This window comes from Bacillus sp. AFS023182, assembly GCF_002560575.1.
Lineage (GTDB): Bacteria > Bacillota > Bacilli > Bacillales > Bacillaceae_G > Bacillus_A > Bacillus_A arachidis.
In genome coordinates, this window is record NZ_NTRO01000008.1 from 1 (window position 1) to 881 (window position 881).

The 881-nt window shown below is 39.0% G+C and carries 1 protein-coding gene; it reads left to right on the top strand.

What is annotated here, in order from left to right; genetic code table 11:
* Positions 1–102: 102 nt before the first annotated feature.
* Positions 103–881: RNA-guided endonuclease TnpB family protein (locus CN288_RS05285; protein WP_098301876.1), on the top strand; the 779-nt coding region annotated here is incomplete at its 3' end.

The following is an 881-nucleotide window of genomic DNA, read 5'->3' on the forward strand; positions in this document are numbered from 1 at the left end:
GATACGAGAGAAGTATTTTTTGAATAGATTATGATATCGTTCTCATGAATATCATGAAAAAAGCATGTAGAAAAACTAAAATAGGAAGTGAGGTGGAAAGTGGTGCTCGTCCATAAAGCGTATAAGTTTCGGATCTATCCTAATGCAGAACAAAAAATACGTATCGCGAAAACAATGGGTTGTTCTCGTTTTGTATTCAATTACTTTTTGGCAAAATGGAATGATAGATATAAAGAAACAGGGAAAGGATTCACCTATGGCACTTGTTCTTCGCAATTACCTGCCCTCAAAAAAGAATTTGTATGGCTCAAAGAAGTGGACAGCACGGCTCTTCAATCTTCTCTTCACAACCTCGCTGACTCGTATTCACGATTCTTCAACAAACAAAACAAAGCACCTCGGTTTAAGTCGAAAAACAATAAAGTCCAATCTTATACAACGAAGCACACAAATGGGAACATCGCGATTGTAGGGAATAAAATAAAGTTACCGAAACTTGGCCTTGTCATGTTTGCCAAAAGTCGTGAGGTAGAAGGACGTATTTTGAGCGCTACTGTCAGAAGGAATCCAAGTGGAACATATTTTGTCTCGATTCTTGCCGAAATAGAAGCGCAAGAATTGTCAAAGACAGGTTCCGCTGTTGGTGTGGATGTTGGCATAAAAAACTTTGCGATTCTTTCAACGGGAGAAGTATTTGGTAATCCGAAATGGTTTCGGATATCAGAGAAGAAGCTCGCTCATGCCCAGCGCATTTTGTCTCGTCGTACAAAAGGTGGAGCGAACTGGCATAAACAGCGAATCAAAGTGGCTCGTATTCATGAACGAATCACAAATGCAAGAACTGATTACTTACAAAAACTATCTACGATGATCATCAAAAA